Below are 19294 nucleotides of genomic sequence, written 5' to 3'. Positions count from 1 at the left end.
TCGAGCACGGACGACTCCCGGTGACGAGCGGCGGGCCGCGAGGCCCGGTGCCCGAGGCGGGCACAGCGAGTCAGTAGACACCGCGGCCGACCGCCGGGAGGCGCCCCTCACGACTTCCTCACGCCCGCGGACGCCATCCCTACGGCTCCCCTACGCCGGGCCCGTCGCCGGGCGCCCGGCGTCGCGCGCCCACGGCCGACGGCGGCTAGCCTCGGGTCACACCCCCACCGGCCCGGAGGCTCCCTGATGCGACACGACGGCACGCCCGACGAGACGAACGACGACCTCGACGCCTGGTCGGCCGAGCGTCACCGTGAGCTCGAGGCGCTCGTCGAGCGCGACCGGGAGGCGGAGGAGGCACGCCGCCGAGACCATGACCGCGCGGCCCTCGCCGCTCGCCACGAAGCCCGTCGACGGCGCGAGGCCGAGCTGCCGCCCGAGCTGCGCGACACCGACGACGACGAGCCGCTCTCGCCCGGGCCGCGACGACGCCTCGTGATGGGGTCGAGCCGCGTCGTCGCCGCGATCACGCTCGTCGCCGTGCTGGCGCTGGCGGCGGGCGCCTTCCTCTAGGCAGCCCAGACCGCCTGGACGCGCTCTAGCACTGAGAGATCCTTATGTCTAGGACTGGAGACAGCCGGTCCGCACGACCATGCTCGACACACCTCGAGGACGGATCAGGGCCTCGGGGCTGACCGCAGGGCACCGCGTCGGGTGGCGACCCAGGTCAGCGGGCTGCGGGTCGAGGAGCACGTCGGGTGTGCACCTCGACCCGCATCCCTCACCGACGCCCCCGCACCGTCCGGCAGGACGTACGCTGGGCCGCAGAGGAGGACCCGCGCACGTGCCGACCGGCACGGGAGATCGAGTCGCCCGAGGCGACCGCGCAGACGGGTCATGGCGCCGTGCGAGGGCGCACCCGCACACCATCCTCAGCCGAGACCCCGCTGGGCCGTCTCCGGCATGCCTCCACAGGAGCACCCCATGGGATACATCGTGTACGACGGGGAGGTCCTCGAGTTCAAGGTCGACGACCGCCTCCTCTCCCACCTGCAGATCGTCATCGTCAACATGTTCCGCGAGAACCGCTCGTTCCTCTTCTCCTGGCACGAGCCGGTCGAGACCGGCGACGGCCGCGCCTCCGTCTGGCTCTCGCCGAACATCGCGCTGCGCTTCAAGTTCGCCGGCAGCCGCACGCCCGAGATCAACCCGACCTGGCTCGCGGCCCTCTACGAGGCGGCGACCTCCGGGCGCGGCCTCCACGAGGTGCCGGAACCCGTCCGCGACGCCGGCACCCGCCTGCCTCACGGCTCGGGCGACCCGGTCGACTGGACCGTCGACCCCAGCGAGGACGCCCAGCCCAAGAAACGCCGGGCGGCCAGGCCCCCGGGCTCGTGACCCGGGTCCGGCCCGGGCACGACGGAGCCCGGCGTCCCCGAGGGGATCGCCGGGCTCGGTGGGGCTGTGGCCCCGAGGCTCGTCGCTAGAGCTTGCCGTCGTCCTTGGCGCGCTCCGTGTCGAGACGGTCCTCGCTCATGGACTTGTCCTTCTGGCCCTGCGCGGTCAGCTCGGCGTCGTCGGTCTTCTTGCCGACGGCCTCCTCGACGTGACCGGCGGCCTTCTGGACTGCGTCCTTCGCCTTGTCTCCGATGCTCATGTGCTGCTCCTTCGTGTCAGGGACGCCGGAGTGCTCCAGCTGCGGGCGACGGTAGGCCCCGCCCGACCGGGTCGCCTGCCGCCCGGGCAACCTCCCAGCCACCGTGCGGCGGGCGAGGGCGCCGGGGTCCACCGGTCGGGGGATGCCGGGTCGACCGGTCCGCCGTTCCGCGCCCCGCGCCTCCTGCCCGAGGCTCGGGGCATGACATCAGATCCGGTCGTGCGGGTGCGCGACCTCACCAAGGCCTACGGGCGCACGACGACCCTGCACGGCGTCTCCTTCGACGTCGCCCGGGGCGAGACGCTCGCCCTGCTCGGCCCCAACGGGGCGGGCAAGTCGACCACCGTCGAGATCCTCGAGGGGCATCGCGACCGCACGGGCGGCGAGGCGACCGTGCTCGGCGTCGACCCTCGCGTCGGCGGCCTCGACTGGAAGGCGCGGCTCGGCATCGTGCTGCAGACCTCCGCCGAGCAGGGCACCTCGACCGTCCGCGAGCAGGTCGCCCACGTGGCGGCGCTCTACCCGCGGCCGCGCGACGTCGACGAGGTCGTGGCGGCCGTCGGCCTGGAGGCGCAGGCGCGCACGAGGGTCCGGGCGCTGTCGGGCGGCCAGCGCCGCCGCGTCGACGTCGCGCTCGGCATCGTCGGCGACCCCGAGCTGCTCTTCCTCGACGAGCCGACCACGGGCTTCGACCCGGAGGCGCGGCGCAGCTTCTGGGGCCTGATCCGGTCGCTGAGGGAGGCCGGCACGAGCATCCTCCTCACCACGCACTACCTCGACGAGGCCGCGCAGCTCAGCGACCGCGTCGCGGTGGTCATCGGGGGACGCGTCGTCGCGGAGGGCCGGCCCGACGAGCTCGGCAGCGCCGAGTCGCGGACGCCGCGCGTGCGATGGACCGACGCCGACGGCCGCCACGACGAGCGCACGGCCGACCCGGGGGGCCTCGTCGCGCGCCTGCACGGCGCGGGCTCGGAGCTGCGCGACCTCGAGGTCGTCCGCCCGTCGCTCGAGGACGTCTACCTCGACCTCGTCGCCGAGGCGGCGGCCTCGTGAGCGGCGTGGGGGGCGGCACCGCCACGCGGACGACCCGGCCGCGCGCCTCCTCGTCGTCCGGCCTCCGCCGCGTGCTGACGCTCGGCGGCGTGCAGGTGCGGCACGAGGTGCGCACCTACTTCCGCGCCGGCGACACCGTGTTCTTCACCTTCCTCTTCCCCGTCGTGATGCTGGCGATCTTCTCGACGGCGTTCAGCGCCTCGGGCCCCTACGGCGTGCGGCCCGACGGCTCGGCGGTCGACGCGGCGGCGTACTACCTCCCCGGCATGATCGCGGCCGGGGTGCTGCTCTCGGGCGTGCAGGGCCTCGGCGTCGAGATCGCCGTCGAGCGGTCCGACGGCACCCTCAAGCGTCTGGCCGGGACGCCGCTGCCCGTCGCCTCGTGGTTCCTCGGCAAGCTCGGGCAGGTCGTGACGACGAGCCTGCTGCAGGTGGCGCTGCTGCTCGTCGTGGCCGCCGTGCTCTTCCGCGTGCCGCTGCCGACCGACGCCACGTCGTGGGCGACGCTCGGGTGGGTGTGGCTGCTCGGCCTCGCCGGGTCGGCCCTGCTCGGCATCGCCCTCTCGCGCCTCCCCCGCACCGGCCGCAGCGCGACCGCCGTCATCGTGCCCATCGCGCTCGTGCTGCAGTTCGTCTCGGGCGTGTACCTGCCCTTCGCGCAGCTGCCGACGTGGCTGCAGCAGGTCGCGTCGGCGTTCCCGCTCAAGTGGCTCGCGCAGGGCATGCGCAGCGTGTTCCTGCCCAAGTCGTCGGCGGCGGCCGAGGTCGGCGGCTCGTGGGACCTCGCGGGCGTGGCGCTCTGGCTGGCCGTCTGGCTCGTGGCGGGCGCGGTCGCGGCGCGGCTGGCGTTCCGGTGGGGACGGCGCGACGCGTGAGCGGGCCGACGCCCTGGACGGCGCCCGCGACGGCGCCGGCGCGGGTGATCCCGCTCGGCCGGGACGATACGGTGGCGGGCATGACCGCCACGGCCGCCGACGCCCTCCCCGCGCCCGCGCCGCTCTCGACCCGGTGGTGGGACCTGGGCGCCGCGGCGACGGCCGTCGTCGTCGCCGCCCTCGCCGTCACCTCGCCCGTCGGGCACCCGGTCGTCGCCGCGGCGGCCGGCGTCGCCTTCGTCGTCCTCTGGATCGCCCTCGCCCGGCCCGCCGTCCGACGCGACGACGAGCGGGTGAGCGCCTCCGACCTCGCCGTCGTGGTCGGCGCCGTGCTCGTCGGCGGCCTCGCCGTCGCCGGCGCGCCGCAGCTCGCCGTGCTGCAGGCCTTCCTCATGCCGCTGCTCTGGACGGTGCTGCCCACCCCGCGGTCGGCGATCGCCGCGAACGTTGCGCTCTGCCTCGCCGTCGCGGCGGGCTTCGTCGTGAGCCTCGGCTGGTCGACCGAGACCCTCGTGACGGCCGTGACGAGCGAGGGGCTGTCGCTCGCGTTCAGCGTCGCCCTCGGCCTGTGGATCACCACCATCGCCCGCACCGGGTCCGAACGCGGCCGCCTGCTCGACGAGCTGCGCGCCGCCCAGGACGAGCTCGCGGCCCACCACCGCGACGCGGGCACCGTCGCCGAGCGCGAGCGGCTCGCCCGCGAGATCCACGACACGGTGGCCCAGAGCCTCACCGGGCTCGTCATGCTCAGCCAGCAGGCCCGCAGCGCCCTGGTCGCCGGCGACGCGTCGACGGGGCTCGCGCGGGTCGAGCTGATCGAGGCGTCGGCCCGCGACGCGCTCACCGACGCCCGCACGCTCGTCGCGGCCACCGCCTCCCCCGGGCTCGACGGCGGCGACCTCGCCGTCGCCCTGCGCCGCCTCGCCGAGCGGTTCTCGCGCGAGAGCGGCGTCGTCGTCACCGTCGACGTCGCCCCGGGGTCGGCCCTCCCCCGCGACCAGCAGGTCGTCGTGGTCCGCACCGCCCAGGAGGCGCTCGCCAACGTCCGCAAGCACAGCGGCTCGCGCTCGGCACACGTCTCGCTCGGGCCGGCCGGCGGGCGCGGCGGTGCGGCGGACTCCGCGCCGGGCGCGCCCGGCCTGCCCGGTGCGCCGGGCTTCGTGCTTTCGGTGCGAGACGAGGGCGCCGGCTTCGACGCCGAGGCGCCGCGCGGCGGGTTCGGCCTCGACGGCCTGGCCGACCGGCTGCGGCTCGCCGGCGGCCGTCTGGAGGTGACGAGCGGCCCGGCGGGCACGACGGTGACCGCACACCTGCCCGGGGCGACGACGTGAGCGTCCGCACGCTCGTCGTCGACGACCACCCGATCGTGCGCCAGGGCCTCGCCGCGCTGCTCGCCACGACGGCCGACTTCGAGGTCGTCGGGCAGGCCGCCGACGGCGTCGAGGCGGTGGAGCTCGCCGCCCGGCTGCGGCCCGACCTCGTGCTGATGGACCTGCGCATGCCCCGCCTGGACGGCGTCGCCGCGACGGAGGCCGTGCTGCGCGACGTGCCGACGGCGCGGGTCGTCGTGCTGACGACCTACGAGTCGGACGACAGCATCCTCGGCGCGATCGAGGCCGGTGCCAGCGGGTACCTGCTCAAGGCCGCGCCCGAGGACGAGCTGCTCGCCGGGCTGCGGTCGGTCGTCGGCGGCCAGGTCGCCCTGGCGCCGTCGATGGCCGCGCTGCTCGTGGGCCGGGCGAGACGGACGCAGGCCGAGTCGGCCGCAAGCGCCGCCGGCCCCGCGCCGAGCCCGCTCAGCCCGCGCGAGACGCAGGTGCTGGCGCTGGTCGCCGAGGGCTGCTCGAACCGCGAGGTCGGCCTGCGGCTGTTCGTCGGCGAGGCGACGGTCAAGACGCACCTGCTGCACGTGTTCGAGAAGCTCGGCGTGGGCGACCGGACCCGGGCCGTCACCCTCGCGATGGAGAAGGGCTGGCTGCCCTAGCGGCCGGTCGAGCCGTCAGGAGGCGTGGCGGGCGGTCCAGTCGCGGAAGGGCGCGGTCGCGTCGGCGGCGCTGCCCTGCTCCGCCGCCAGCGCGCGGTCGCCGATCGGCTTGGCGTACTCGTCGTAGAACGTGTCGAGGCTCATGAGGCGGTTGCCGTCCTCGTAGTGCTCGCCCTCCTCCTCGCGCGACACCGCGTAGACCACCCGGTCGGGCTGGGCGTAGTAGAGCGCCCCGAGGCACATGGGGCACGGGTACGCCGTCACGTAGGCGGTGAACCCGGCGAGGTCGGAGATGCCCTGCTCCGCCGCGAGCCGGATGGCCCGGATCTCGGCGTGCGCGGTGGGGTCGCCCGTCTGGGCGACGTGGTTCGCCGCCTCGACGACGACCTCGCCGTCGCGCACCAGCAGGCAGGCGAACGGCTTGCCCCCGGCGTCGACGTTCTCCTGGGCACGCTGGACGCTGAGGGCGGTGAAGGCGTCGTCTCGGTCGGTCATGCCCCGACTCTGCTCCGGGGCGCCTCCGGGCCGCCCAGGCTGTCACCCGAGGCGGGCGCGACGCCGCCGCCGGGCGGGCGTCCCCTGCCGGCCGCCTTGACCTCGCGGCGGATCAGAGAGAGTGTCGAGTCATGGCCGACGACCGACGACAGCCCGTGAACCGCCCGATCTCGTGGGCCCTGCTGGTGCTCGCCGGGCTGGTCGCCATCGCGGCGATCGTGCTGCTGGCGGCCGACCCGGGCCGTCCCGGCATGTGGTTCACCCTGGCCGGCGCGATGATCACGATGTACCTGAACGTCCGCACCCTCCGGAGCGACCCGACCTCGCGCCGCTGAGCGGTCCCGGATGCCTGATCCGCCGCCCGAGGGAGGCGAGGTCGCCTCGCCTCCCGTAGCGTCGACGGATGGACGACGCGGAACGGCACGGCACGGATCGTCAGGGCGCGGAGGGCGCCGCCACGGGCGAGACGGACACCGCCCTGGCGGTCGTCTTCGCCATGACGGGCTTCACCCTGGTCATGACCCTCGACGCTCCGTGGGCGGGGCTGCCCCTGGTGGCCGTGGGCCTCTACTTCGGCGTCAGGAGCATCCGTCGCGCCCTCCGCCGACAGGACGCCCCCGGCGGGTCCGACGACGCCTGACCCGTGGGAGGCGCGGCGTCCCTCGATCGCGGGGGCGCGCCGACGAGGCGGTCGCCCCTAGCGTCGGACCGTGTACGACGACGAGCCCGCGCTGGCCTACTACGGACCGAGCATCTCCACGGTCGTCGAGATCTTCCTCACCCTGGCCTTCGCCGCGGTGGTCGTGCTGCTGACGGTCCTGCTCGTGAGGGTGCTCCTCGGAGCGTCCCGCTTCCTCGCCGTCGCGACCCGGGACCGGGAGCTCCGCCTCCAGCTGCTCCTCGCGGAGCGGATCCCGACGCCGACGCCGGCCGGGCCTGCGCCCGCCGAGGGACTTGCGGCTGCCGACCCGGAGGCCGACGGCCCCGGGGACGACGGTGGCGGGGACGAAGCGCCCCGCGCCTCCTGACGGGGCACCGCGAGGCGGCGGACGCGATGCGCACCGGCGTGAACGTTCACGCCGACGAGGCGTAGCGTCGACGTCGGTGCGCAGCGGAGCGTGCCCGACAAGGAGAACCCCATGGAATTCAGGTACCTCGGCAACTCAGGCCTCAAGGTCTCGGAGCTCACGTTCGGCAACTGGCTCACCCACGGCTCGCAGGTCGAGAACGACACGGCGACCGCCTGCGTCCGCACTTCGCTCGACGTCGGTATCTCGACGTTCGACACCGCCGACGTCTACGCGAACACCCAGGCCGAGGTCGTGCTCGGCGAGGCCCTCAAGGGCGAGCGTCGCGAGTCGGTCGAGATCTTCACGAAGGTCTACGGCCCGACCGGCCCCAAGGGCCACAACGACACCGGCCTCAGCCGGAAGCACATCACGGAGTCGATCGACGCGTCGCTGACCCGCCTGCAGACCGACTACGTCGACCTGTACCAGGCGCACCGCTACGACGTCGAGACTCCCCTCGAGGAGACGATGGAGACGTTCGCCGACCTCGTGCGCCAGGGCAAGGTGCTGTACATCGGCGTCTCGGAGTGGAACGCCGAGCAGCTGCGCGAGGCGCACGCCCTGGCTCGTGAGCTGAAGATCCAGCTCGTCTCGAACCAGCCCGAGTACTCGCTGCTCTGGCGCGTCATCGAGGAGGAGGTCGTCCCGACCTCGAAGGAGCTCGGCATCTCGCAGATCGTCTGGTCGCCCATCGCGCAGGGCGTCCTGACCGGCAAGTACACCAAGGGTGCCGAGCTGCCCGCGGGCAGCCGCGCGACCGACCAGAAGGGCGGCGCGGCGATGATCGAGCGCTGGATGCGCGACGACGTGCTCGACGCCGTGGCCCAGCTCAAGCCGATCGCCGACGACCTCGGGCTCACGCAGGCGCAGCTCTCGCTCGCCTGGGTGCTGTCGAACGAGAACGTCGCGTCGGCCATCATCGGGGCGTCGCGCCCGGAGCAGGTCGAGTCGAACGCGAAGGCGTCGGGCGTCACGCTCGAGGCCGACGTGCTGGCGAGGATCGAGTCGATCTTCGAAGGCCTCGCCGAGACCGACCCGCGCAAGACGCAGATGCCCGCCGGGCGCGAGGCGTAGGCAACAGCCCGGGCTGCGCGCGCGGCCCGGGCTGCCCGGGTCGTCCGGGCGGCCCGGGCGGCCCGGGCTGGCGGCCGCCCAGGCCGCGGCGCTGGCGGCCGCCCCGGACCCGGCGTAGCCTGCCGCGCGTGACCCTCCAGCTGAGACAGACCGTCCTCGACGCCGAGGACGCGCGCGGGCTCGCCGCGTTCTACCACTCCCTCGTCGGCGGCACCTACCGTCCCGGCGACGAGCCGCCGGCCGACGGCTCGGACGACGGCGCCGAGTGGGTGACGTTCCGCACGCCCGCCGGGGTGCGTCTCGCGTTCCAGCGCGTGGCCGACCTGCCGCGGGCGACGTGGCCCGAGGGCCCGGTGCCCCAGCAGCTGCACCTCGACTTCATGGTCGCCGACGCGGACGAGCTCGAGCAGAGCCGGGCCCGGGCCGTCTCGCTGGGGGCGACGGTCGTCGACGACCAGAGCGCCGACCCCGAGGAGGCCCTCTACGTCTTCACCGACCCCGCGGGGCACCCGTTCTGCGTCTTCGTCGCGGCCGGCGCGACCGACCCGACGGCCTGGTGACGACGCTCCCCGACGCCGTCAGCGCAGGACGGAGCTGAGCAGCAGGCTGGTCTCGCTGTTGACGACGCCCTCGATGCTCCGGATGCGCGCCAGCACCCGGTCGAACGCGCCGAGCGACGAGGTGCGCAGCTCGACGACGAGGTCCCAGCCGCCGTTCGTCGTGTGCAGGGACGCCACCTCGGCGAAGCCGCGCAGCTGGCGGATGACGTGGTCGGTCGACCGGCCCTCGATCTCGATGAAGCCGATCGCGCGGATCAGGTCGGGGTCGTGCTCCTCGCGGACGCGCACCGTGTAGCCGAGCACCGTGCCCGACGACTCGAGCTTCTCGAGCCGCGAGGTGACCGTCGCCCGGGTCACGCCGAGGCGTCGCGCCAGGCTCGCGGCCGACTCGCGGGCGTCGACCCGGAGGGCCGAGAGGAGGCGCCGGTCGAGGTCGTCGAGTTCAGCCACGCCTCGCAAAGTACCGCACGACCGCCCGCGCGGCGTGCGCGGGCGGTCGTGCGACGGCCGTCGGGGCGGGCAGGCGCGGGGCGGGGCCCCGGGGACCCGACCCGCGCCTCCTGGCGGCTAGTCGCCCTTGACGTTGACGATCTGGCGCAGGGTGTGCCGGATCGTGACGAGCTCCGCCGCGTCGGCCATGACCTGGTCGATCGGCTTGTACGCCGCGGGGATCTCGTCGAGGAACGCGTCGGTGTCGCGGTACTCGATGCCCTCCATCGCGGCGCGGAGCTCGTCGTGGGTGAACGTCTTGCGGGCGGCGCTCCGCGAGTACGCCCGGCCGGCGCCGTGCGGCGACGACTCGAGGGCGACGGGGTTCCCCTTGCCCTCGACGACGTAGGAGGCGGTGCCCATGCTGCCGGGGATCAGCCCGGCCTGCCCCGCCCGCGCCGAGATGGCGCCCTTGCGGCTCAGCCAGACGTCCTTGCCGAAGTGCCGCTCGCGCTGCGTGAAGTTGTGGTGGCAGTTGATCCGCTCCTGCTCCTCGACGGGCGAGCCGACCCAGTCGGCGAACTGGCGCGCGACCCGGTCCATCATCTCCTCGCGGTTGAGCAGGGCGAAGCGCTGCGCCCACCCGAGCTCGGCGATGTACCGGTCGAACTCGGCGGTGCCCTCGACGAGGTAGGCGAGGTCGGGGTCGGGCAGCGTGATCCACCACTTCTTCATGGCCGCCTGGGCGACCTCGATGTGCGCCTGGGCGATCTTGTTGCCGACGCCTCGGCTGCCCGAGTGCAGGAACAGCCACACGGCGTCCGCCTCGTCCAGGCTCACCTCGATGAAGTGGTTGCCGCTGCCCAGGGTGCCGAGCTGCAGCTGCCAGGTGCGGGCGTACGACGCGGGGTCGAAGCCGGCCTCGGCCGCCAGGGCCTCGAGCTCGGCGACGCGGGGCGCGGCGGTCGCCACGACCTTGCGGTTGTAGGCGCCGGCCGAGGTCGGCACCGCCCGCTCGATCTGCTCGCGGAGCAGCTTGCGGTCGGTCGGCAGGTCGGCCGCCGTGAACTGCGTGCGCACGGCGATCATGCCGCAGCCGATGTCGACGCCGACGGCGGCCGGCATCACGGCGCCGAGCGTCGGGATCACCGACCCGACGGTGGCGCCGAGGCCCAGGTGGGCGTCGGGCATCAGCGCGAGGTGCGGGTGGATGAACGGCATCGTCGACGTCGTCCTGGCCTGGTGCTCGGTCTTCTCCTCGAGCAGGCTGGCCCAGCTGAACAGCCGGGCGGTGATCTTCTCCATAATCCTCTCGGTCCTCTGTGGGGTGGGGTGTCGTCGTCCGGGACGGACGGACGGACGCACGCCGACCCTGCAGTGTCGGTGGATGCGAGAGATGCGCCCCGGCCCTCGTGGGCTCGGGGCGTCGGGTGACGCGCGCGGCCTACGAGAGGGTGTCGAGTTCGAGCGTGGTGTCGTGCTGCTGCTCGGGCAGTGCGTGCTGCGCGTTATACCAGGCGAGGACACGGCCGTCGAGGAGGCGCGGTGCACGCAGGTCGGTCAGGGTGCGGTTCGACACGGTGCGGTCCTCTCTCTCGGGGCTCGACGTCGACGAGGCGACGGGTGGTGCCGACGATCGGCACGGGAAGCGACAGTACATCCCGGGCGTGTCGGTGTCCACGTCCCGGGCGTGTCGCGCCTCGGGGACCGGCCGCCGACGCCCGCGCCGGCGGCCGGGTCAGGCCGTGGGGGCGGCCTCCTCGACCTCGGGCTTCATCCAGAACGGCGACCAGTGGTAGCCGTCGGGGTCGTCGAACTGGCGCTGGTACATGAACGGGTAGTCGTCCGTGTCGCCGACGCGACCACCCGCGGCCTCGGCCCGGGCGACGAGGTCGTCGACCTCCTCGCGACTGCCGAGGTCGAACGAGACCGCCACCTTCGAGGGGGTGCCGGGTCCGCCGATCAGGTCCTCGACGCCTCCGACGCTGGCGTACATCGCGCGGCTGGCGAGCATCACGTACTGGCCGGGGGCGATGACGAAGGCGGACACCTCGGCCCGCGACATCGTGGGGTCGAGCTCCCAGCCGAGGGCCGAGTAGAAGGCGGTCGCGCGGTCGACGTCGTCGACCGGACAGGAGATGAAGAGGGTCATGCGCGCAAGACTCGTCCCGGCCGGGTCACGCGTCAAGGCGCCAAGGGTCCCGCGGTGGTCGGGCCGACGAGGTCACGAAGTCATAACGGCACCAACCCTTTTCCGTGAGGGCGGCGAACCCCTTGCATCCCCACCGGGAAATCACAGAAAAGGACCTGATCATGAACGCTTTCACGCGCAAGAACATCGTCAAGGCCGGCCTGGGCGTCGTCGCCTCGGGCGCCCTCGTCTTCTCCCTCGCCGCCTGCTCCATGGACGACGCCGGATCCACCGACACCAGCTCCGCGTCGTCGTCGGCGTCCGAGCCCGCCGCGGAGGCCACCCCCCTGGCCTCGATCGCCGACCTCAGCAACGGCGTCGACACCGAGGTCACCGTCGACCAGAGCTTCGTCGACGCCCTCACGAGCCTCGGCCTGACCCCCGGCGTCGTCGGCTCCGCCACCTTCGACGGCGGCACCGGCACCTTCGCCTTCCCGATCACCGGCGGCAACGTCGACTACTACGACCCCGCCAGCGACGTGCGCCCGTACGTCCAGGGCGAGATCGACCACGACGGCTCGGGCCTCAGCCTGACCGCCGGCGACACCGTCGTCGAGCTCAGCGACTTCCGCATCGACCCGGGCGAGTCGAAGCTCTACGGCACCGTGACCGCCAACGGCGAGGTCGCCGCGGAGGACGCGTACCTGTTCAACCTCTACGGCGGCTCGCTGAAGCCCCTCCAGACCGACGGCGACAACGCCATCCTCGAGGGCACCACGGTGCACATCAGCCCCGACGCCGCCGCGCTGCTGAACACCACGTTCGGCACGACCGCGGTCCAGGACGAGATGCTCGTCGGCGTCGCCAAGATCACCGTCGCCACCAAGTAGCACCCCGACAGGCGACGGCCCACGCCGACGCCCACCACGTCGGCGTTCCCGGTGGAGCCCCGCTGCGCATCGCGCAGCGGGGCTTTTCCGCACCCCCGGGCGCCCGGTGACAGCGCCACGGCGCCGGGCGGTGCGGGAGGTGCGACGTCGGCGGACGAGCCGGGCGCGCCCTCACTACTCTGGACGGATCCGAGCGGGCCCCACCAGCCGACGCCCGGACCAGGCGACGACCCCAGGGGAGGACAGGCATGCTCGTCGACGCAGGGTTCACGACCCACGACCGCGGTGAGGCAGAGGACCTCGACCGACGCGTCTACCCCGGCAGCACCCTCCGCGACTGCGACTCGCCCTTCACGTTCCGGCAACGGGTCGTGGGCGACGACGCCTCGGTCAGCGTCGCCCGGTTCGAGGTCAGCTCCCGGTCCGAGCTCGCGGTGGAGTTCGACGGGGTGGTCGGGATCGCCACGGCCTCCGGCGGGGACTACCGTGCCGCGACCAACGACGACCCGGTCGACGCCGCGAAGCCGTTCCTCATCCGACCGGGCACCGCCCGGTCGTGGTCCACGCACCACGACCTGACGGTGGTCAACCTCGACCTCGCGGCGCTCACGCGCAGCGCAGGGGCCGGCGACGGGTCCGCGAGGGCCGGGGCGCGCCTCCGGATGCCGTCCACGGCGCCGCTCACCGACGCCGCCGGGAACTACTGGCGCCACGTGGCGCGCCATGCGGGGAGCGTCTTCTCCGCGCCGGCCCTGAGCGGCTACGAACTCGTGCGCCGGGCGACGATCGACCTGGTCCTCGCCTCCGCGGTCGACGCCTTCGGCCTGACCGTCGAGACGGTCCGGTCCCCCGCCGGCGACGTCGTCCTGCCGGGCGCCGTCCGTCGTGCCGTGCAGTTCATCGACGACCATGCCGCCGAGCCCATCGGGGTCGCGGAGGTCGCGGAGGCCTCCCGGATGAGCGTCCGGGGCCTGCAGCTCGCCTTCCGGCGCGCCCTCGACACGACGCCCACGGACTACCTGCGCCGAGCCCGCCTGAGCCACGCCCGCACCCAGCTGACCTGCGCGACCCCGGACGAGACGACCGTCACCGACGTCGCCCTCGAGTGGGGCTTCACGAACACGAGCCGGTTCAGCCGCGCGTACCGGGAGGCCTACGGCGAGTCCCCTCGGCAGACCCTCGAGCGGTGACCACGACGCCGGGGGCGCGTCAGAGCTGACGCACGAGCTCCGGGATGCGCTCGCGGAACGGGAAGAACCCGCGGGAGGCGTGGGGCCAGGCCACGCCGTCCCACCGGCGGCGCAGGGTCACCAGCGCGACGCCCTCGGAGGCGAGCACGGGCCGCAGCGCGTCGAGCCGCTCGCGGACGGGGCCGACCGGGGCCAGGGGGACGACGATCGCGTCGAGGCCCTCCGACCGCGCCCAGTCCACGACCGTCGACGGCGCGGCGTCGGAGAGCACACGCGCCCCCCGGCCCGTCGCGTCGAGGGTCCGCTCCGCGGCGTCCGCCACGGCGCCGGACGTGAACGCGGCGACGGCGTCCGAGACGCCGGCGGGGGAACGTCCGGCCGGGTCGGAGGAGACGGCCGCGGCCGCCAGGCGGCCGGCCAGGGAGGGGTGCTCGGCGAGGAGGCTCGCCGGCTCGAGGTCTTCCTCGTGCACGAGCAGCCCGGCCCGCTCGCCGACCGTCCCGTCGACGTCGCCGGGCTCGACGGTCGTCCGGGGCGGGAGCGGCTCCTCGTCGAGGGCACGGGCGCTCGTGGCGAGGCCCTCCGGCGAGAAGCGCCCGTCCGTGTACCGCGAGATGTTCGAGGCCGACGCGAGGTAGGTCTTGCCCCGGGTCTGCAGGCCCGCGACCCAGCGCCACGAGAGGGTGTTGGAGGCGGCGTCGCCGTCGAGCAGATGACGGTGGAAGAAATCGGCGCCGAGCTGCCACGGCAGCTCGAGGGTGAAGATCCAGATGCTCGCGAACCACATCCGCACGTGGTTGTGCAGGTAGCCCGTGTCGACGAGCTCGCGCACCCAGGCGTCCATCGCCTCGATGCCGGTCTGACCGGCGAGGGCGGCCTCGAGGCCCGCCGGGGCGTCACCGGCGGCGAGCTCGTCGACCTCGCGACGGTACCGGCGCCACACCTCGGGGTTCTGCTCCAGCCAGCCCTTCCAGTAGGTGCGCCAGAAGACCTCCTGGACGAACTTCTCGGCGGCCTGGAGGCTGTGCCGGTCGAGGACGGCGGCGACCACCTCGTGCTCGGTGACGAGACGGTGCCGGAGGTACGGCGACAGCCCGGAGACGGCCCGCTCGGACGGCCCGAGGTCGTGGTTGCGGTCACGGGCGTAGTCGGGGCCGGCGACGGGGACGAACTCGGCGAGCGCCTCGAGGCCCGCGGCCCTGGTGGGGATGAACACCGCCCCATCATGCGACCCGCGGCGTGGCGGACGCTGACCACGGCGTCAGTCGACGGCGATCGCCCTCCGCCGGAGCTCCGAGCCGAGCATCATGTCGACGGCCGCGTCGACGAGGCCGTCGACCTGGTCGCGCGCGACGCGACCGGAGACGACGAGCGCGGCGATGCCCTGCATGGTCGAGGCGAAGAGCATCTTGAGGACGTCGCGGTACTCGACCTGCTCCGCGCCGTCCGCCGCGGGTCCGAGAGCGCCGTCGAGCGTGGCGAACAGGGCCCCGGCCGCCTCGTCGACGTGCCCGGCTCGGCGGGCCGTCCCCACCGGGAACATGAGCTCCATCAGGGCAGCGTCGACGATGGCGAAGTCGACGTAGGCCCGCGCGACCTCGCGGAACCGTCGGGGCAGGTCTCCTCCCCCGGCCGAGACGTCTCGCACCGACGCCGTGAGCCGGACGAAGCCGGACTCGGCCAGGGCGTCGAGCAGCGCCTGGCGGTCGACGAAGTGGCTGCGCGGGGCGCCGTGGCTGACCCCGGCGCGACGCGCGAGGTCGCGGAGCGATAGGCCCTCCACGCCCGACTCGCGGAGGACCGTCGTCGCCTCGTCGAGCAGCACGGCCCGCAGGTTCCCGTGGTGGAAGGGCTGCTGCGTCATCCGGTCATCATAAACCCGCTCTAGGCATTGCCTATTTTCTAGACACCGCCTAGTTTGGGGACCATGACAGATCACGAGAACCTCCTGGTGTTCGGCGGCACGGGGCAGACCGGCCAGCACTTCACCCGACTCGCCCTCGCCGCCGGACACCGCGTCCGGGTCCTCGCGAGGACGCCCTCGAAGCTCACGCTCGCCGACGACGACCTCGAGGTCGTGCAGGGGTCGATCGACGACGACCTCGACCTCGACGCGCTGCTCGACGGCACCGACGCGGTCGTGATGATGCTGGGCGACGCGGCCGCGCAGCGGGAGCGGAAGGTCAACACCGCTCTCGTCCGCCGGCTGGTGCCGGCCATGCGTCGGAGCGGGACCCGGCGCCTCCTCTACCAGGCGGGCGGGCTGAGCGCGGCTCCCGGCACCCGGCTGCCTGCGGTGCTCCGGGTGGTGCGGGGCACGCTCGCCCGCGGCTACGTCGGCCAGCACGAGGACAACGAGGCGGTCATGCGCTACCTCGACGAGGAGGCGCGCGATCTCGAGTGGATGGTCCACCGCGCCGGCATCGGCTCCGACGGCCCGTCGAAGGGCGAGCTGCAGCGGTCGTCCCGTCGCATCAGCATCGGCACGTTCGTCGACTGCGCGAGCTACACCCTGAGGGCGTTGGCCGACGACACGGCCGTGCACACCTGCGACGGCAGCAGCTACCGGCGGGGCTGACGAGGCGGCGGCGCGACGCTCAGGCGAGGAGCTGAGTGACGCCCGTCTGGACGTCGGAGAGGGCGAACCAGGCATGAGCCGGGGTCAGCGTGCCCTGCTCCATGCCGTCCGACACGCTCCGCAACCGTGTCCGGAGCACACGGTGGCCCGGGATCGCGGCCCGTTCGGCGCGGTCGAGCTCGCGTCCGATGCTCAGGACCGTCGAGTCGAGTGCTCGGTCGAGTGCGTCGACGTCCATGGCAGCTCCTCTGGTCGTTCCTGGCCGGCGGGTGACGATCCGACTTGAGGCACCCTGCCGCCTCGTCGAGCCAGGGCACCTCGAGCCACCGGCCGTCGAGGGCCTCAGTGACGAACTCGGGCCCGTGGGACGACAGGCAGGCATAGGGAGGGGCCTCCTGTGGTCCGTCCCACTGCTGGTACCCGACCGGTGAGGCCGACCATATGCCCGCATCGTCGCATCGCCTAACGATTCCCGAGAAGACCTCATCTGGAGGTCGTCCCGACGCGACGCGCAGCCGCGGTCGACGTCCGGGGACGCACGCAGGACTGCACCTGGTGGCCGAGCGACGACGGGTGTAGCTTCCGGAGCAGTCGGCCCCGATCTTCTCGGAACACGACCACCAGGCAGCGAACGTCTGGTGATCCAGCCCTGAACCCGAACCTCAGGCATCGCGTTGATCACATCAGACCCGCCTGGTCGGGTACCGGTCAGCGGGCACCTCCCCCACGGTGACTTCAGGGAAGGTGTCCGCCGCTCTCCCGGTGCGGGCTGATCAGGCGTAGCCTCAGCGCCACCTCGAGCCGAGGGGTTCGAGGGCACGGTCACGGCCGTGGGTAGGTCGCTGCCGTCGGGTGCGGCGACCTATCGCCTCGCCTCGGCGTCTCGCTCAGGCCCCGAAGGCGCGGGCGCCCGCGAGGAGGCGGTCGAAGGCGGCCTCGGCCGCCGGGTCGACCTCACGACGCGACGGGTCGGCGTCGAACCACTCGACGATCTCCCGCGCGCCCGTGGCCCACGACGTCGTGGCGCGCCAGCCCGGGACGAAGGCCTTGGCCTTCGCGTTGTCGAAGACCACCGAGTGCGCCTTGTCACCCAGCAGGCCCGGACCCCACTCGGGCTCGACGACGGCGACGCTCTCGCTCGCCACGTGGACGAGCCTCGGGTCGTCCACCCCCGCCGCGGCGGCGAGCGTCGTGTAGATCTGGTCCCACGGCAGGGCCTCGTCGGAGGTGATGTGGAAGACGTCGCCCACGGCGGCCGGGAGGCCCAGCAGCCCGACGAAGGCGCGGGCGAAGTCGGCGTGGTGCGTCAGCGTCCACAGCGAGGTGCCGTCGCCGGGGACGACGACCTCGAGGCCGCGGCGCATCCGGTCGACGACGGTCCACCCGCCGGTGACGGGGATCGAGGTGCGGTCGTAGGTGTGCGAGGGCCGGATGATCGTGGCCGGGAAGCCGCGGTCGCGGTAGGCGGCGACCAGGAGGTCCTCGCACGCGATCTTGTCGCGGGAGTACTGCCAGAACGGGTTGCGGAGGGGAGACGACTCCCGGATCGGCAGGGCCGCGACGGGCTTCTGGTACGCCGACGCCGAGCTGATGAAGACGTACTGGCCACAGCGGCCCGTGAAGAGGTCGACGTCGGCCTGGACCTGGTCGGGCGTGAAGGCGACGAAGTCGACCACGACGTCGAAGTGCCGGTCGCCGACGGCACGGCGGATCGACGCCGGGTCGGACACGTCCCCGGTCAGCACCTCGACGCCGGCGGGCACGGGCCGCGTCGAGGACGACCCGCGGTTGAGGACGGTGAGGTCGTGACCCAGCTCGACGGCCCGGACGGCGGCCGCCGAGCTGATGATCCCGGTACCGCCGATGAACAGGACTGTCAGCGCTGACATGAGGCTTCTTCCTTCGTGATGGGCTCCTCCAGTCTGCTCGCTCCCGACGGCTGGCCGCCCGGACGTGCTGCAGGGCCTCCTCAGCGCGGCCACGCCTCCGGCTCGGGCCGGAGGCCTCGTCGCTGGGCACCGAGCTCGGACTCGTGCTGGAGCAGCCACGCGACCGCGCTGTTCAGCGACGAGGCCGTGTGCAGCCACGGCCGCCCGCCCGCGTCGTCGCGACCGTGGGCGTAGCAGTGGTAGGCGAGGTCGCGACCACGGTGCTCGGACCGGACGTAGCCGAGGGGCGCCTCCGGCACGCGGCGCACCTGCCAGACGCCGAAGCCGTCGGGGATCGGCGGCACGGCGAGCGGATGCGTCGGCACCGGCCGTCGGAGGACGGCCTTCATCGCGTCCCCTGATCCCCTGACTCCCATGTCGCGACCGTAGGCGGAGCCACCGACGGTGCCGGGCCCGGGTGCAGAGGGCGGAGCGACGACCCTGTTTCGCACGATCGATCACGGCAGAACGGTCGGTACGCTCATGCGGTGACCACTCCCCCGCCACTGCCGCCCGCCCCCGTCGACTACGGGACGGTCGCGCCCGCGCCGGCCCGAGGGGCCCTGCCGTGGGGCCTCGCCCTGCTCGGGCTGGTCTTCCTGCCGTTCGTCAACTTGCTCGTCTCGGGCATCGTCATGGTCGCGGTCGGGCTCGCCCAGCGGAAGCACGGCGGCCTCGCCGAGGTCAACGGTCGACGCGCGGCGAACTGGGGCCTGACGGTGCTCGTGCTCATCGTGCCCAGCATCGCCCTCTGGCTCACGGCTCTCATCATCGAGGCCCAGGGGTTCTTCCCCTGGGGCATCAGCGTCATCGTGTGGGTCGTGCTCGGCATCGTCAACCTGGCCGCGGCGATCACCGGGCTCGTGCAGGCGATGAGCGGGCGCGAGGTGACGTTCCCCGTCATCCCGTTCCTGCGACGCTGAGTCGGGCCGCCGCCAGGCCGCCCGGCGGGAGCGCTACGCGCAGCGTCGACGACTCAGGCAACGTCGACCGGCGCCGGCCCGGAGCCTGGTCGAGCGGCTGCGCCGCGACGCTCTCTCCTGAGTTCGCCACACCGGCCACCACTGCACGCGCTGCGCGCCGCCAGGCCGCCCGGCAGGAGCGCGGCGCGCAGCGTCGACGACTCAGGCAACGTCGCCCCGCGCAGACCCGGAGCCCCGCCGAGCGGCTGCGCCGCGACACTTCTGCCTGAGTTCGCCACACCGGCCACCACCGCACGCGCTGCGCGCCGCCAGGCCGCCCGGCAGGAGCGCGACGCGCAGCGTCGACGACTCAGGCAACGCCGCCCCGCGCAGACCCGGAGCCCCGCCGAGCGGCTGCGCCGCGACACTTCTGCCTGAGTTCGCCACACCGGCCACCACCGCACGCGCTGCGCGCCGC

The 19294-nt window shown here is 73.7% G+C and carries 26 protein-coding genes; 15 read left to right on the top strand and 11 right to left on the bottom strand.

What is annotated here, in order from left to right; all coding sequences use genetic code 11:
* Positions 1–246: 246 nt before the first annotated feature.
* Together EDF38_RS02670 and EDF38_RS02665 are read left to right on the top strand one after the other, a co-directional pair.
* Positions 247–573, top strand: coding sequence for a hypothetical protein (locus EDF38_RS02670; protein WP_123353832.1), 327 nt, complete (start codon positions 247–249; stop codon positions 571–573).
* Between the two features lie 411 nt (positions 574–984).
* Positions 985–1398, top strand: coding sequence for an ATP-dependent DNA ligase (locus EDF38_RS02665; RefSeq protein WP_123353831.1), 414 nt, complete (start codon positions 985–987; stop codon positions 1396–1398).
* An 85-nt stretch (positions 1399–1483) separates the two neighbouring features.
* Here EDF38_RS02665 and EDF38_RS02660 read toward each other — a convergent pair whose 3' ends face one another.
* Positions 1484–1657, bottom strand: a complete 174-nt coding sequence (locus EDF38_RS02660) for a CsbD family protein (RefSeq protein WP_123354977.1) — start codon at positions 1655–1657, stop codon at positions 1484–1486.
* 201 nt (positions 1658–1858) lie between these two features.
* Between EDF38_RS02660 and EDF38_RS02655 the strand changes: the two genes are divergently transcribed.
* The 4 genes from EDF38_RS02655 to EDF38_RS02640 all read left to right on the top strand — a co-directional run bounded on the left by EDF38_RS02655 (position 1859) and on the right by EDF38_RS02640 (position 5569).
* Positions 1859–2710 carry an ABC transporter ATP-binding protein gene (locus EDF38_RS02655; RefSeq protein WP_123353830.1) on the top strand — a complete coding sequence of 284 codons (852 nt, stop codon included), beginning with the start codon at positions 1859–1861 and terminating at the stop codon, positions 2708–2710.
* Positions 2707–3585, top strand: a complete 879-nt coding sequence (locus tag EDF38_RS02650) for an ABC transporter permease (protein WP_370275486.1) — start codon at positions 2707–2709, stop codon at positions 3583–3585. The genes EDF38_RS02655 and EDF38_RS02650 overlap by 4 nt, the downstream gene beginning before the upstream one ends.
* 80 nt (positions 3586–3665) lie before the next feature.
* Positions 3666–4916, top strand: coding sequence for a sensor histidine kinase (locus tag EDF38_RS02645; protein WP_148061435.1), 1251 nt, complete (start codon positions 3666–3668; stop codon positions 4914–4916).
* Positions 4913–5569, top strand: a complete 657-nt coding sequence (locus EDF38_RS02640) for a response regulator transcription factor (protein WP_123353828.1) — start codon at positions 4913–4915, stop codon at positions 5567–5569. The genes EDF38_RS02645 and EDF38_RS02640 overlap by 4 nt, the downstream gene beginning before the upstream one ends.
* A gap of 15 nt (positions 5570–5584) precedes the next feature.
* On the opposite strand, the gene EDF38_RS02635 is transcribed toward EDF38_RS02640, so the two are convergent.
* Positions 5585–6064, bottom strand: a complete 480-nt coding sequence (locus tag EDF38_RS02635; RefSeq protein WP_123353827.1) for a nucleoside deaminase — start codon at positions 6062–6064, stop codon at positions 5585–5587.
* Positions 6065–6195: 131 nt separating this feature from the next.
* Between EDF38_RS02635 and EDF38_RS02630 the strand changes: the two genes are divergently transcribed.
* From EDF38_RS02630 to EDF38_RS02610, 5 genes are all read left to right on the top strand, one after another.
* Positions 6196–6399, top strand: a complete 204-nt coding sequence (locus EDF38_RS02630) for a hypothetical protein (protein ID WP_123353826.1) — start codon at positions 6196–6198, stop codon at positions 6397–6399.
* A 68-nt stretch (positions 6400–6467) separates the two neighbouring features.
* Positions 6468–6704 (top strand): hypothetical protein, encoded by a 237-nt coding sequence (locus tag EDF38_RS02625; protein WP_123353825.1) that lies wholly within the window; start codon positions 6468–6470, stop codon positions 6702–6704.
* 70 nt (positions 6705–6774) lie between these two features.
* Positions 6775–7092, top strand: coding sequence for a hypothetical protein (locus tag EDF38_RS02620; protein WP_123353824.1), 318 nt, complete (start codon positions 6775–6777; stop codon positions 7090–7092).
* A gap of 111 nt (positions 7093–7203) precedes the next feature.
* Positions 7204–8208: an aldo/keto reductase family protein gene (locus EDF38_RS02615; RefSeq protein ID WP_123354975.1), complete on the top strand. Its 1005-nt coding sequence runs from the start codon at positions 7204–7206 to the stop codon at positions 8206–8208.
* A 128-nt stretch (positions 8209–8336) separates the two neighbouring features.
* Positions 8337–8768 carry a VOC family protein gene (locus EDF38_RS02610; protein ID WP_123353823.1) on the top strand — a complete coding sequence of 144 codons (432 nt, stop codon included), beginning with the start codon at positions 8337–8339 and terminating at the stop codon, positions 8766–8768.
* An 18-nt stretch (positions 8769–8786) separates the two neighbouring features.
* Here the strand turns inward: EDF38_RS02610 and EDF38_RS02605 are convergent, their stop codons facing one another.
* The 4 genes from EDF38_RS02605 to EDF38_RS02595 form a co-directional block, all read right to left on the bottom strand.
* Positions 8787–9218 carry an Lrp/AsnC family transcriptional regulator gene (locus EDF38_RS02605; protein ID WP_123353822.1) on the bottom strand — a complete coding sequence of 144 codons (432 nt, stop codon included), beginning with the start codon at positions 9216–9218 and terminating at the stop codon, positions 8787–8789.
* Between the two features lie 117 nt (positions 9219–9335).
* Positions 9336–10502, bottom strand: coding sequence for an RtcB family protein (locus EDF38_RS02600; protein ID WP_123353821.1), 1167 nt, complete (start codon positions 10500–10502; stop codon positions 9336–9338).
* Between the two features lie 139 nt (positions 10503–10641).
* Entirely contained in the window at positions 10642–10776 is a 135-nt protein-coding gene (locus EDF38_RS16290; RefSeq protein ID WP_255409838.1) for a hypothetical protein, read from the bottom strand.
* A gap of 159 nt (positions 10777–10935) precedes the next feature.
* Positions 10936–11349: a VOC family protein gene (locus EDF38_RS02595; RefSeq protein ID WP_123353820.1), complete on the bottom strand. Its 414-nt coding sequence runs from the start codon at positions 11347–11349 to the stop codon at positions 10936–10938.
* 161 nt (positions 11350–11510) lie between these two features.
* On the opposite strand from EDF38_RS02595, the gene EDF38_RS02590 reads away from it, so the two are divergent.
* Complete coding sequence (locus EDF38_RS02590; RefSeq protein ID WP_123353819.1) at positions 11511–12218, top strand: hypothetical protein; 708 nt, start codon at positions 11511–11513, stop codon at positions 12216–12218.
* Positions 12219–12466: 248 nt separating this feature from the next.
* Positions 12467–13408, top strand: a complete 942-nt coding sequence (locus tag EDF38_RS02585; protein WP_123353818.1) for a helix-turn-helix transcriptional regulator — start codon at positions 12467–12469, stop codon at positions 13406–13408.
* A 19-nt stretch (positions 13409–13427) separates the two neighbouring features.
* Here the strand turns inward: EDF38_RS02585 and EDF38_RS02580 are convergent, their stop codons facing one another.
* The gene (locus EDF38_RS02580; RefSeq protein WP_123353817.1) at positions 13428–14624 is read right to left on the bottom strand and encodes an FAD-binding domain-containing protein; all 1197 of its coding nucleotides are present in this window, start codon (positions 14622–14624) and stop codon (positions 13428–13430) included.
* Between the two features lie 45 nt (positions 14625–14669).
* The gene (locus tag EDF38_RS02575; RefSeq protein ID WP_123353816.1) at positions 14670–15272 is read right to left on the bottom strand and encodes a TetR/AcrR family transcriptional regulator; all 603 of its coding nucleotides are present in this window, start codon (positions 15270–15272) and stop codon (positions 14670–14672) included.
* A gap of 63 nt (positions 15273–15335) precedes the next feature.
* Here EDF38_RS02575 and EDF38_RS02570 point away from each other — a divergent pair, with 63 nt between their 5' ends.
* Positions 15336–15986: an NAD(P)-dependent oxidoreductase gene (locus EDF38_RS02570; RefSeq protein WP_123353815.1), complete on the top strand. Its 651-nt coding sequence runs from the start codon at positions 15336–15338 to the stop codon at positions 15984–15986.
* A gap of 19 nt (positions 15987–16005) precedes the next feature.
* On the opposite strand, the gene EDF38_RS02565 is transcribed toward EDF38_RS02570, so the two are convergent.
* The 3 genes from EDF38_RS02565 to EDF38_RS15810 all read right to left on the bottom strand — a co-directional run bounded on the left by EDF38_RS02565 (position 16006) and on the right by EDF38_RS15810 (position 18291).
* Complete coding sequence (locus EDF38_RS02565) at positions 16006–16224, bottom strand: hypothetical protein (RefSeq protein ID WP_123353814.1); 219 nt, start codon at positions 16222–16224, stop codon at positions 16006–16008.
* 649 nt (positions 16225–16873) lie between these two features.
* Entirely contained in the window at positions 16874–17875 is a 1002-nt protein-coding gene (locus EDF38_RS02560; protein WP_123354974.1) for an NAD-dependent epimerase/dehydratase family protein, read from the bottom strand.
* An 80-nt stretch (positions 17876–17955) separates the two neighbouring features.
* Positions 17956–18291 carry a hypothetical protein gene (locus tag EDF38_RS15810; protein WP_158613307.1) on the bottom strand — a complete coding sequence of 112 codons (336 nt, stop codon included), beginning with the start codon at positions 18289–18291 and terminating at the stop codon, positions 17956–17958.
* A gap of 111 nt (positions 18292–18402) precedes the next feature.
* Between EDF38_RS15810 and EDF38_RS02555 the strand changes: the two genes are divergently transcribed.
* Positions 18403–18837: a DUF4870 domain-containing protein gene (locus EDF38_RS02555; RefSeq protein ID WP_123353813.1), complete on the top strand. Its 435-nt coding sequence runs from the start codon at positions 18403–18405 to the stop codon at positions 18835–18837.
* The last annotated feature ends 457 nt before the right edge of the window (positions 18838–19294 follow it).

The organism is Frigoribacterium sp. PhB160, from assembly GCF_003751785.1.
Taxonomy (GTDB): Bacteria; Actinomycetota; Actinomycetes; order Actinomycetales; family Microbacteriaceae; genus Frigoribacterium.
This window is presented reverse-complemented; position numbering and strand designations above follow the sequence as displayed.